The following is an 11,846-nucleotide window of genomic DNA, read 5'->3' as shown; positions in this document are numbered from 1 at the left end:
TATGAAACTGTTGCGCATAAAGGCAATCGCTAAAAAGGAGTTGATCCAGATACGGCGCGACCCTTTAAGCCTTGCCATGGCATTTTTAATGCCCGTTATACTTCTTTTTATCTTTGGATATGCCATTACTCTCGATGTTGACAACCTCTCAACCGTGGTTTACGACCGTGACAAAAGCAGTCTGAGCAGGGAATTTATCAGGGAATTTAAAGAATCAGGTTATTTTTCTATAGTCGGCTATATGGACAGACATGATGAAATAAACAGATATCTTGATTCAGGGAAGGCGAAAGCAGCAATATCCATCCCGGAAGACTTTTCAAAAAACATAAGGACAGGCAGGAACGCACAGATTCAGATAGTCGTTGACGGGAGCAATTCAAACACGGCAACTATTGCGCTTGGTTATATAACAGGCATATCGGACATCTATGCCAACAGACTTACAGGCAGCCGAATAACGCCGCTCATTGATGCCCGTACAAGGGTCTGGTACAACCCTGAGCTGAAATCGAGGAATTTTATCATACCGGGACTGATCGCCGTTATAATGTCAATTATCGCAGCGCTTCTTACATCACTCACCATAGCAAGAGAATGGGAGAGGGGCACCATGGAACAGCTCATATCCACACCTGTGAAAACGCCGGAGCTGATCCTGGGCAAGTTGATACCGTATTTTCTCATCGGCTTAATTGATATGGTCATGTCAATTCTGATAGTTATATACCTCTTTGGCGTTCCCCTTAAAGGCAACATCTTTTTACTCATAACCTTGTCCAGTATATTCCTTTTTGGCGGTTTAAGCATGGGTATACTTATCTCGGTTGTTACAAAATCACAGATCGTAGCATGTCAGGCATCTTTGATTGTGTCATATCTGCCTGCGCTGCTTTTGTCAGGTTTTATGTTTTCCATATTCAACATGCCCAGGCCCCTTCAGATCATAACTTATATTTTTCCGGCCCGGTATTTTGTTGCCATACTCAAGGGGATATTCTTGAAAGGAAACACCCTGTCTTTTCTGCTGCCGGAGACATTGCTTCTGTCTGTCTTTGGCATTTTGGTGTTTGTGCTGGCTTTGAAGAAATTCAAAAAAAGGATAGAATGAACCATGTTTGAGCGGATAAAAAGGATGGTAATAAAGGAGTTTATCCAGATTTTCAGGGACAGGCGCATGAAGGCAGTCATCTTTGGTACGCCGATTATGCAATTGATTGTTTTCGGCTATGCGGTTACAACGGATGTTAACAGTATACGGACGGCATTATATGACCTTGACAAATCCTATGAAAGCCGCGAGCTTGCAAGAAGGTTCAGCGCCTCGAAATATTTCAGCATGGATTACGATATTTCTTCAAATGATGCTATTCAGGATTTGTTCGACAGGGGGAAGATCACAGCGGCTATTCAGATAAACCGCGGCTTTTCCTCAGACCTGAAAAAGGGGAAACAGGCAGAAATACAGGTCCTTGTTGACGGGACAGACTCAAACACGGCTCTTGTGGCCATGGGATACGCAAACAGAATCATTATGAAATACGCAGGTGATTTGAGCGTTCAGAAGGTTCGGGCAAATACGGTCAAATTCGAAGTGCGTCCAAGGGCATGGTACAACCCTGATCTCACAAGCAGAAACTATAATGTGCCGGGTATTATCGCTATTATGGTAATGCTCATATGCCTTCTCCTGACCGCAATGGCAATTGTGCGGGAAAGGGAGATGGGCACCATGGAACAGCTTATGGTGACGCCTCTTAAACCTGTTGAACTCATACTGGGCAAGACCATCCCCTTTGCCATGATAGGATTCTTCGATATGTTCCTTGTGACTACGGTAGGTGTATTCTGGTTTTCCATTCCTATTGCAGGCTCGCTTACGCTCCTGTTTTTCTGCACTGCCATCTATCTCCTGTCGGTTCTCGGCATAGGATTGTTTATTTCCACAATATCGAGAACTCAGCAACAGGCCATGATGGCAACGTTCCTCTTCTTTGCACCTGCCGTACTCTTATCAGGGCTTATGTTCCCGATTGAGAATATGCCGCCGGCTGTACAGTACGGCACATACCTTAACCCGCTGAGGTATTTTCTTGTAATCATCAGAGGGATTTTTCTCAAAGGAAACGGGATTGATATCCTCTGGCCTCAGATGCTTGAGCTATTCATACTTGGAATGTTTGTAATGATGCTGAGTTCCCTGAGGTTTAAAAAGAGGCTGGGATAATAATTAAAAAAGTGAAATATATGCCTGCCCGGATAATATTTTTGTCAAAATGAACTGAATGTATTTGCCGTCAGTTGTCAGTCCAATGCGGTCGTGAAAGAGGGTATGGGGGTTATCCAGAAAATTATTTTGCGAAATAAGGATACCCCGTTCCCGGTAGACAATCTTTTTGTTTCTGAAATTTCTACAAAACCTTTTTCACAGCTTCAATAATAGACATAGGTGTGACTATATGCCATCCCCTTGAGAGTGCAACTTCCCTGAGACCTTCTGTAGCATTTATGCAAAAAGCGTTTGCAACCTTATTGAGCATAGCTATATCCCCCTCTGAATCACCGAAAGCCAGGGAGTCCTTGTATGGATATACACAAAAGAGGTCTTCAACGGCATCTCTTTTTCCTTCCTTCTTTGCCAAGGACTTGCTAATGTTTCCGGTGAACACGACATTTTCAACCTCCATCTCTGTTGAAATATATCCGTGTACGGAAAAATAATCTGCAACCGCTTTGCCGACAAATTGCATTTCTCCGGTGATAAGATAGATATCGTACGTTTTCTCCAATAATTCTATGAGCGGTTCTGCAAAGGGAAAGAAATTGCTGCCCTCCTCAGTCTCAAGAAAAGTAGCTGTTGCGCTGAGGATTGAACCGAAAGAATGATCTTTCAAACCGTAAGCCATGTGCATATTGAAATGCTCAACACTTGTTTCGTAATCAACATGTTTTGACCGATACAAATGCAGATCCTGATACAGGTTATCGACAATATCCTTGCTGATGATATGCTCTTTCAAAAAATATTCAGCCAGGGGAAAAATCAGATAGCCGTTGTAGATGGTTTTGTCTATATCAAATAACGCGATCTTTCTTTGGTCCATAGGTATTGTACATAATAGTCTGTGTGATTTTTGATGTCAATTCTAAATATTTTATACCAATTCGCCTTCAATCATATAACTTCGTTACCTCGTCGTCACGCTCCTCGACGTACCGGAAAGCACGCCTGCGTCGGTTCCTCCTCGTTGCCTCGTTCTATCTATGAATGCGAATTGGTATTACATTAGGGTTACAGCACAACAATAATTGATGATCAACGTTTGTAATAAAGAAAAAGGCAGAACCATTTCTGATCCTGCCTTCCATATTTCAATAAGATCTTCTATCTCTTATGCAGTATCACGGTATGACTTCCCGCCCCGGTACACTGCATTTGGTAATGAGGAGAAGTTTTCTCATCGTTAAATTACTTTTTACCTTCCTTCATCTTCTTACTGTATTTATCACGAACTGCCTTGAGCTCATCCGGAGTACGGCATATCTGTTCTGCCTGTATAGCTTCCATGTTTTTCAGAATGGAAAACCCGTATTTTTCGCTGTATATTGTCTCGCCCCATACAACGTCCTCAACAACGGAATGGTCTTCTTTCCTCATTATCTTCCAACCTTCCGGGGTCTCCCATGCCAACGGTTCCTTTTCAACAGCATTAATGATTTTATCAGCATTTAATGAGCCTGCACGCTCTACAGCAGCCTTTATAAAATAAACACCGGCATATGTCTCGTTTGCCATATAATCCGGGTATTCTTTAAACCTCTCGTAATAGGCTTTAACAAACATTCGGTTCATGTCCGAATCAGGTGTAAGAAAAAAGTAACGTGCTGCCACATATGTACCTTCCGGCAAATCCTTCCCAAGAGGTATAAGTGTCTCAAGCGCCGCCCCATCAGGAAAGGCAAACTTTATAGTATTAAACAGACCGGAGGGCAATGCCTGTTTAATAAAGTTATTTGCATCATTGCCCCATAAAGGCGACCAAACTGCATCCGGCTTGAGTTCAGCAATCTTTTTAATAAAAGGCGTATAATCAGCTTCCATAAGCTTAGGCCATAACTCGCCAACAAACTCTACATCCGGTCTAAGTTCCTTTAGCTTGTTCTTGAATGCCGCCCATGATTCATGACCGTAGTTGTAATTCGGTCCGATGCACATCCAGCGTTTCAATGGCTTTGAAGACATATAATATGCCCCGGAGCGCGAATGCATCATGGCATTGCTCAGTATGCTGAACTGGTAAGGGCTAAACAGATCATCTGTCATTGAATTTGCTGCCGCTTGCGTTAAAATCAATATTTTCTTATTTTGGCTTGCAATCTTCGACACAGCCACTGCGACGGCGCTGGAAGTGGGCCCTATGATAAAGTCCACTTTATCTTTAGTAATAAACTTTTTTGCAATCTCTTCGCCTATATCTACCTTGAGCTTGGTGTCTTCAAAAATAGCCTCTACTTTCCTGTTTAAAATCCCGCCATTTGAGTTTATCTCGTCCATAGCCATCTGCACTGCCTGCTTACCATGCTTGCCATAACCGCCCATAGGTCCTGACATAATAAACATTACACCAAGTTTTATGGGTTTTTCTGCCGCAAAGGATAAACCGGCAAAACAGCAATAAACAAACAATAAAATAATAGAGATATAGATTGGTTTTTTCATATAACCCCCTTTTTTATTTGAAAAGCTTATTCAGAATGTTAAATCATTTCATTTTTCATGTCAAGCATGAGATTTTATAGTCGCTTAAAGTATTGCATGTAATTGTGTGAAGCAGCATCCGCGTTGACTTTCCGGAGATTCCAGAAATTGCTATCACAGTGTTAGCAATTTCTTCCGGCAAGTCTTCAGACCTTCGATTGTAACTTACCAGCTCACTCATAACCCCACCAGTATCATACTTTATCAGGATGTCTTGCCTGAATATATGCCAATATGCCATATCCTGCTCTTAGCCGGGGACCCGCGTCTTGTGGGAGAGGGCAGGGTGAGGGAGAACCTCGCTGCTCTGCTGCGGGGAGTTTCATTTTTTACCGAAAATTTACTTTGCCGTTCCTGCTGCGGTGCCACTGAAGGTTTTCATTTCGGCGTTGACTTTGCCTGCGCCTGCGCCCTTGAAACTCGTAGAACCGTTGAAACCTCCTGTGCCGGCTATTGCCGCGCGCCAGGTGGATCCATCAAATTGTTTCACAGTAAAAGTGGCAGCAAGTCCGCTGCCGCCGTTTAAAACTGCGGTTGTGCCTGATGGAGGGGCGCCCCACCCGTTATAACTGCCCTGTACCCCTTGTGATTCCCCTGTTCCACCGGTTGCCCATATCCTTGCAGGGCCTCCGGTTGTAGCGGCAAAAAATTTAGTATTATACATGTTTACCGTAAGGGTTAAACCGTCACCATAAGCCCCGCTCCCGGTAAGATCGGCGCTGCCTACCTGTATGCAGGGGATATTGAGCTTCTGGAGCATTGCTCTTCCGGCGTCAGTATCTGCCATTGCGAGAAATTTATTTGTCTCGATGTAGGCGCCTGTGGAGATGGCCTGAAAGGTAGGGCTGGGCGTAGCAGCGGGGTTAAAGGTGCCGACTGTTTCCCCCGCGCTTACCCATGTGCTTGGCGTTGATGATTCACCGTCCCGCACAGACCCCGTGCCGTATCCGTATGTCATACCCTGTATCTTTTTTTGGTCAGACGATGCGCTGGACCATTTTGTGCCCCATGTTTGAGTCCCCATGATTTCAGATGTTGTATCCCCGATAAAATCAAAGGATGCCTGCCATGAATCGGATATTGTTCCCGAATATGTGCCGCCGATTTTATGCAGCCAGATACCCCAATCTCTCTGTTCACCGGCATCTTTGATCCATCCGCGAGTATGCATTCCCGTTACGGGCACGATGGTTCCGCCGCCGGTGAAAGAGCCTGAAGGATCCCAGATAAGTTCGCTTTTTGAATCACTTACCGAATCATAATAAATTCCAAGGCCGGCAAAGTCTTTTGCTTCAAAACCGATGCCAGACGAAACCATTTCAACAGGCTCGTTCATTGTGCCTGTCATCATGAACATGCCGATGCCGGGATAGGCATTCCCGGACAGGCTCCCCAATATAATCCCCGCGCTTTGGGCAGTGTCTTTTACATAAAGGCTTGCAATCCTTGCATCCATTGTATTATCTGATGCGCGGGCGCCCACAAGAAAACCCCTTATGGCGCCGGGGGGTGAATCGAAGGTTATCCTGCGATCCTCTGAATAATTGTTGGCATAAACATTATCGGAGTGCCATATGGCCGAATAGTCACCGGGCGTGTATTTCCCTATGAGTGTTAGTGATGTCGGATAGGAGCCGCCCCATAGGGATTGTGTACCTCCGCCGCCGAAATCTGTAATCTCCCCGCTTGTGCACCACCCTTCCGATGTATAATAGTACATATCAGAAGAATAATAGGTATAAATGTAATGTTTGAGGTCGCTTTCGCTGTACTTACCTGTGCCGTTTACTGTGGCCTGCCAGTTGCCGCCGGAAGCCGAACCCGTAAAGGTCCCTTTTGCGCCAATGCCGAGGGTTGTCCAGCTTAGAAAGGTAAGGTCCGATATTCCCGTAAGGTTTGTACCGTTTGATGTGCCTGTTGAGGTTTCGATCCAACGTTTCCATCCGCTGCTGCCGCCGGTCTGGATTGACCATGAATCTCCTGATGCGATATCGGCGATAAAAGAAAGGTTTGTTTTCCAGCCGCCCCAGTTTGCATTTTGCACGCCTGTTGCTTCCAAAGTTGCTGTTGTTGCACTTGAATCCATTCCCCCTATCCCGCCTACCTTGCCTGACAGGGAATCCCGGTTTAGTGTGAAGGATAGAGAGTTCTGTGATGATGTATTCCCGGCCTGATCAACGCCCTTATAATAGAGCACATGAGCTCCCGAGGAAAGGCCTGAGATGGTTAACAGAGAAGCTGCATCAATCCATGCACCGGAATTGAGTTTATACGAATAAGTGGACGTCTTGCTGCTTGAAAAGGTAACATTCACATCGGTTTTGCTGTCAACAGCAGGTGATGCCTGTTGGGTTATTGTCACTGTCGGTGCCACAGTATCCACTGTCCAGGTATATGATTTTGTTGAGATATTCCCGGCCTGGTCAGTAGCCTTTACTTCAACAATATGTCTTCCGTCTGCGAGCCCGGTCAAGTTAAATGAGCCTGTTGTGGTTGTTACCCCGCCGCTGTCGAGACTATAGGTATATGTTCCGGTCTTGCTGCTTGTAAAGGCAAAGGAAGCGCTGCCGGAGTTTGTCAATGCCGCCGGTGATGTGGTTATTGTCACTGCCGGGGCAACAGTATCCACTGTCCAGGCATATGATGTTGTCGTCGATTCATTACCTGCCTGATTCACTGCCTTTACATAAATTGTATGATTTCCATCTGACACCCCTGACAGGGTAACTGTTTTATGGTTTGATCCGCTCACTGTTACCCAGGGGTTGGCATCAAGGCTATACTTGAAGTTTGCATCTTCATTAGATTGAAAATCAAAAGTTGCCATACTCTGGTTTGTTAATGCCGCCGGTTTTGAGGTTATTTGTATGGTTGGCAGTGTTGTATCTGTTGTGATAACCGGCGGTGGCAATGGTGGAGTAGAAGATTTAGCTTGAAAGACCGACTCAAGAAACTGAATCACCTTTTCAGCGAGAGATGCCGTTCCGGTTGTTGGGGCTGATGCAATAAAAACGGTTTCCCCGGTACCCCCGGTAGTTCCGCCTGGTCCTCCGGTGCTTCCACCCCCTGATCCTGTTGACGGGACAACCGTCTTCACCTGTACGGTGATTTCGCTCTCCGTTGCCTGCCTTGCAGGGGTTGGGGAAGATGTGACCGTCAAAACGAAAGAGATGGATCCCTTAGTTAAGGTAATTGTTGCCTTGTTTGGATCACCGGGGTTGTATTGGTAGCCTATCCCACTGAGTAAGAGAGTCCCCGTTATACCCTGGAGGAAAGAGACGATCATATTGGAACCCCTGACACCTGCTATAGCATTTGGAGTATGTACTTCAAACTTGTTGCCCTCTGCAAAGGCAGCCGTTTTTTTGATAAACTCTTCACTGGTGATGGCCTGAACCCTCCCGCGGTAGAGCTTAACTATATTGCTGCTCTTATTTCCTTCAAACATGGCTTCTTTTATCTCGGCCCTGGTGTTGGATGCAATCTTTAATATGTTGTTGTTAAGGAAGGTAATCTCTGCCTTTCCATCGCTCTTTGCACGGTAGATATCGCCCACATCTACAGAGTCTCCCGCCTTTACCGGCGAGGTTGTATTCTTCCCGGGCTTCAATACATCTACTCTGCCTTCAAGCATGCTGATCTTACCTGCCAGGATAGCATGGGACAGGCTCGCAAAGAATAAGAAGGCGATTGAAACAATTATAAGAGATATAATAAGATGTCTTTTCATAATAATTGTGTTCATTGTTATGGAGTTATTATTAATTATGTTGGTATTTATATATTATTATTTAAACATAATATGTCAATGATAAATATCACATTTGATTTTGTTACTGGATTTTCCTGACTGTTTTTATTAAATATGATCGGAACATTGTTTTATTTATTACTCCATAGTCAAGCCCGGAAGATGATACCAATTCTGATTCAAAGATAGCACCCAGAGGGTACCCGGACGAGGAGGAGGCAACGGAGGCGTACATTTTGGTACGTCGAGGGACACCCGCAAGCGGGTACCAGGAAGAAGTCAATGAAGTTATATGAATGAAGACGAAGTCCGGCGCGGCTGACGACAATGAAGGTAGCGCAGAACCCTAAAAAAATGATATCCCTGAGAGCAAACTTGTTGAATAAATGCCTATCCCATTGTTTCATATCTTATCCTTTTTTCTTTTTGATTTTTCTATTGTTCTCCACTCATTTTCTTCCTTCAGCACTGTAAGTACAGGTTCTCCGTTTTGCAGCACCGGACGTATCCAATTCATTGTATTTATGGTCTCGTCTTTACCCAGTGCTTTGCCTGTAAGTGTTATTACCCTCACTATGGAGGTCTTTCTGTATATCTCGCCTACGGTGACTGTGCCCTTGATGTCCCGTATGCCGTCCATACCGATAAACTTGCCGTCATCGCCGGTGCTTCGAAGACCGATTCCACCCATAGCCCCGATAACGCCCTGGCCTGTATCCCCGTACCACCAGACCGGAATGTTGAGTTGATTTGCCAATTTCCGCGCATCCTCAATGGCAACAACCTCTGTCTGTGCCCGGCGGCCAAGCTGAACAAGCTCTTTTGGCACACGTTCACGGTCCAGCACGCACAATCCTGGGTTTGCGCCTTCATTGAAATGGGCAAGGATGAAATCCCGGGAAAAGTGAAAGATCTTATCCGTGTTTTCAGCGTCAGCGTCAGCTTCAATACAGGCGCAACTGTTATGGGAGGTATAAGGGATATCAGGATGGATAAGAAACTGGTGCCTTGTTATGCCTTTTTGTTTTATAAGTCCGCTATCAGTCAGGTCCTGTGCAAGCATGCGGGCAAGCCTGCCTGTGCCTATGCTTTCCTTGTTGTCCGTATCATCAAGGGCGATAAGTAAATTCATCTTCATGCTCTCCTTTTTCTTAAAATTCAAAGTATTTTCTGTAAAGCGCATAGTCCCCTGTTTTAAACCTTGCGGATTATGAAACCTCTTGCCTCTGCCGACAGGGCAAACTTAATGACAAAAGAACGGTCAACCCGATTTGCATCGGGAACTGTGTTTTCATGTTTTTATTGCGAATCTACAAGGCCTGTGGTGGTTTAGTTGCCGGATAAACCTACAGGTCTTACCGCAACTGCTATCTTCGTGATACTGCTCTTGCGTACGGCGTCCATGGCCTCAATAACCCTGCCGTGCTCGACGGCCTTGTCAGCATTGATTATTATCGATACTTCCCCGGCTCGTTTCCCCATGGAGGCCAGATGTGATTGAATCTCCGCAGGAGAGCCTATTTCATCCTTGTCGAAATAGAGCTTGCCTTCTTTCGTGAGTGTCAAAGTGACGACCTGTTTAATATCGTCTCTGGCGGTTGCCGCATGGGGCAGATTAACCTGTATCCCCCGTTGCATGGTCATGGTGAGGGTTGCTACCATAAAGAAGACTAAGAGAAAAAACATGGTGTCGATCATGGGGATGATCTCTATGCGAACCTTCTTTCTTGTTTTGCGGGGGAGCCTCATTGTACCTGCTCTTTCGGCGCCGCGTTGAGGGCAAGCTCCAACCTTGTGGCGTAGGTTTCTATAACATCGGCTTCCCGTTCGACCCTGGCAAGAAAGTAGTTGTAGGGTACGAGGGTGATGACGGCGACGGTGATGCCCGATGCCGTGGCGATGAGCGCCTCTGCGATTCCCCCTGTTACCGCGTGGGGTTGTCCCAGACCTGTTGTTGCCATGATATTGAAAGAGCTGATCATTCCGATGATGGTGCCCAAGAGACCCAGAAGCGGTGAGAGGGTAATAATAGTATCGAGAGCCACCAATCCCCGCCTCATCATGGAGAGCTCGGCAATTCCTGCCGCCTCCATGGCACCGGCCGGTTCGGATCGGTGCGTAATACCCGCTGAAAATACCTTCATGAGCGGCAGCACCAAGACTCCTGAGACGCCGGCCGTCTCGTCGACGATGCTGAGTGCTTCGTCTGTGCGTCCTTTCCGAACGAGGCCGATTACCTCTTCAGCCCTGTGAGCCACGCTGATGCGTTTGAAAAACATGAAACGATCGATGATGATGGTGACGGCCACGAGTGAACAGACAGCCAGCGGGATCATCATCCACCCGCCTTTGACAAGCATATACCACATTATAGTTCTCCTTCCCTGGCCCCGTGAGGAGCCTGTTGAGCATTACTTTGTTAAGTACCGCAGCCGGATAGACTCCGGCCAGGCACACCACCGTGTTTTGAAAATACTTTCTGCAATTGATATTCCGGCCACGTCACGAATGATCGCCGAGACTGAAAGTGACAGGCCAAGTGGCCCAAGCGGCAAAAGGCACGCCGTTTCTCCGCGCAGGGCGGAACTTTGATCTTCGAGCTGCATCAAGAACGGCGGAGACGAAGATCTGATCCGTGGCTTCCATCACTTCAGTTTTAGTAAGGTTTCCTTTCTCGTCTATAGTGAGTTTTAGAACGACTCTTCCTTTCTTTCCCAACCTTTGAGCAGCGTAAGGATAGACAGGTTTCTCCTGATAGGCCCATTGAGGTCCGTCTCCGGTGCCGAATTGCGACTCCACGGGGCCTGTTCCACCCCCGCCGCCTCCTACACCGCGTCGGCCCAGTCCTGAGCCTGATCCTCCCGGTTCTCCGGCAGACCCGGAGAGGGTTGCACCTGTTCCTGTTCCGCCGACAATGGCCACACCGCCCGAACCCGGTCCCACCTGAACCATTTCTCTTGATGGAACCAGATCAGGGGAAACGATTTTCTGCGGCTCTTCGGCGGTTTTTTTTCCTTCGGGACGGCTTGGCGGTGGGTTCTTAATTTTTTCTATCTTCAATGGCTGAACAGGCCGAGAGATCGGTTTTACCGGCGGGACCGTCGCTACAGGGGTGGGTTCCGGTATGACGGAAACCTCAATCTCCCTACTATCCCTACCGTAGTAGCCGCCGAGTTTTGATATGGGAATGGACAGAATTGCCAGATGTAGTGCCACCGCAACGAGGAAACACTTCCTCCACTGAGGATGGTGTGCCAGAGAAGGCGTCCGAATATCCAGTCCTGATAAGGCCAGGTCAGACATGGATTACACTCCGATATTGTTCAATACATTCGG

The 11,846-nt window shown here is 46.6% G+C and carries 9 protein-coding genes; 2 read left to right on the top strand and 7 right to left on the bottom strand.

Translation table 11 applies throughout. The annotated features are described in order from the left end of the window. Position 1: 1 nt before the first annotated feature. Complete coding sequence (locus NT178_10500; GenBank protein MCX5812958.1) at positions 2-1,111, top strand: ABC transporter permease; 1,110 nt, start codon at positions 2-4, stop codon at positions 1,109-1,111. Between the two features lie 3 nt (positions 1,112-1,114). After that, complete coding sequence (locus NT178_10495) at positions 1,115-2,227, top strand: ABC transporter permease (protein ID MCX5812957.1); 1,113 nt, start codon at positions 1,115-1,117, stop codon at positions 2,225-2,227. Between the two features lie 184 nt (positions 2,228-2,411). Here the strand turns inward: NT178_10495 and NT178_10490 are convergent, their stop codons facing one another. The 7 genes from NT178_10490 to NT178_10460 form a co-directional block, all read right to left on the bottom strand. Further along, positions 2,412-3,104, bottom strand: a complete 693-nt coding sequence (locus NT178_10490; GenBank protein ID MCX5812956.1) for an HAD-IB family phosphatase — start codon at positions 3,102-3,104, stop codon at positions 2,412-2,414. A gap of 365 nt (positions 3,105-3,469) precedes the next feature. Then, on the bottom strand, positions 3,470-4,720 hold the full coding sequence (locus tag NT178_10485) for an ABC transporter substrate-binding protein (protein ID MCX5812955.1): 1,251 nt from the start codon (positions 4,718-4,720) through the stop codon (positions 3,470-3,472). 379 nt (positions 4,721-5,099) lie between these two features. Beyond that, on the bottom strand, positions 5,100-8,489 hold the full coding sequence (locus NT178_10480; GenBank protein ID MCX5812954.1) for a FecR domain-containing protein: 3,390 nt from the start codon (positions 8,487-8,489) through the stop codon (positions 5,100-5,102). 424 nt (positions 8,490-8,913) lie between these two features. Next, positions 8,914-9,648, bottom strand: coding sequence for a hypothetical protein (locus NT178_10475; GenBank protein MCX5812953.1), 735 nt, complete (start codon positions 9,646-9,648; stop codon positions 8,914-8,916). Between the two features lie 191 nt (positions 9,649-9,839). Next, entirely contained in the window at positions 9,840-10,259 is a 420-nt protein-coding gene (locus NT178_10470; GenBank protein ID MCX5812952.1) for a biopolymer transporter ExbD, read from the bottom strand. Then, entirely contained in the window at positions 10,256-10,879 is a 624-nt protein-coding gene (locus NT178_10465; GenBank protein MCX5812951.1) for a MotA/TolQ/ExbB proton channel family protein, read from the bottom strand. Before NT178_10465 ends, NT178_10470 begins: the two co-directional genes overlap by 4 nt. A 133-nt stretch (positions 10,880-11,012) precedes the next feature. After that, entirely contained in the window at positions 11,013-11,813 is an 801-nt protein-coding gene (locus NT178_10460; GenBank protein ID MCX5812950.1) for a TonB family protein, read from the bottom strand. Positions 11,814-11,846: the final 33 nt, after the last annotated feature.

The organism is Pseudomonadota bacterium, assembly GCA_026388255.1.
GTDB lineage: Bacteria > Desulfobacterota > Syntrophorhabdia > Syntrophorhabdales > Syntrophorhabdaceae > JAPLKB01.
Note: the sequence above shows the minus strand (reverse complement) of the source record. Positions and strands in the feature narration are given on the sequence as shown.

What these genes read in the sequence shown, in the direction of transcription:
- NT178_10500 (MCX5812958.1), top strand. Translation starts at nt 2, where the DNA reads ATGAAACTGTTGCGCATAAAGGCAATCGCTAAAAAGGAGTTGATCCAG.
- NT178_10495 (MCX5812957.1), top strand. Translation starts at nt 1,115, where the DNA reads ATGTTTGAGCGGATAAAAAGGATGGTAATAAAGGAGTTTATCCAGATT.
- NT178_10490 (MCX5812956.1), bottom strand. Translation starts at nt 3,104, where the DNA reads ATGGACCAAAGAAAGATCGCGTTATTTGATATAGACAAAACCATCTAC.
- NT178_10485 (MCX5812955.1), bottom strand. Translation starts at nt 4,720, where the DNA reads ATGAAAAAACCAATCTATATCTCTATTATTTTATTGTTTGTTTATTGC.
- NT178_10480 (MCX5812954.1), bottom strand. Translation starts at nt 8,489, where the DNA reads ATGAAAAGACATCTTATTATATCTCTTATAATTGTTTCAATCGCCTTC.
- NT178_10475 (MCX5812953.1), bottom strand. Translation starts at nt 9,648, where the DNA reads ATGAAGATGAATTTACTTATCGCCCTTGATGATACGGACAACAAGGAA.
- NT178_10470 (MCX5812952.1), bottom strand. Translation starts at nt 10,259, where the DNA reads ATGAGGCTCCCCCGCAAAACAAGAAAGAAGGTTCGCATAGAGATCATC.
- NT178_10465 (MCX5812951.1), bottom strand. Translation starts at nt 10,879, where the DNA reads ATGTGGTATATGCTTGTCAAAGGCGGGTGGATGATGATCCCGCTGGCT.
- NT178_10460 (MCX5812950.1), bottom strand. Translation starts at nt 11,813, where the DNA reads ATGTCTGACCTGGCCTTATCAGGACTGGATATTCGGACGCCTTCTCTG.